1 pseudogene is annotated in these 377 nt (G+C 62.3%); it reads left to right on the top strand.

The window, feature by feature from the left end:
- Nucleotides 1-377 (top strand): annotated as a pseudogene (locus AC0L23_RS40090) (HlyD family secretion protein); the annotation flags it as partial.

The raw sequence follows: 377 nt of genomic DNA on the forward strand, positions 1-377 counted from the left end.
CGCGACATTGAAAAGCTCGGCGTGGCCGTCGCAGGTCGCCAGGGCACTCTCGACGCTGCAACCTCCTCGAGGCAATCAGCGAGAACGCGGCTTGACGCTTTGCTACCGGCGGAAAGGGCAAGCGCTGAGGCGTCGCTGGCCGAAGCACAAGTCGACCTGGATAAGACCTTTATTCGCGCTGGTGTCGATGGGCGCGTCGAGCAGTTCGGGCTGCGGCCAGGTGATATCGTCAATCCCATGATACGATCGGCCGGCGTTCTGATTCCGGAGGGCGCTGGTCGCCGCGCTCTCATGGCAGGGTTTGGGCAAATCGAGGCTCAGGTCATGAAGGTCGGAATGGTAGCCGAGGCCACCTGCATCTCCAAGCCGTGGACGAT

Source organism: Bradyrhizobium sp. MI1.4, from assembly GCF_055811315.1.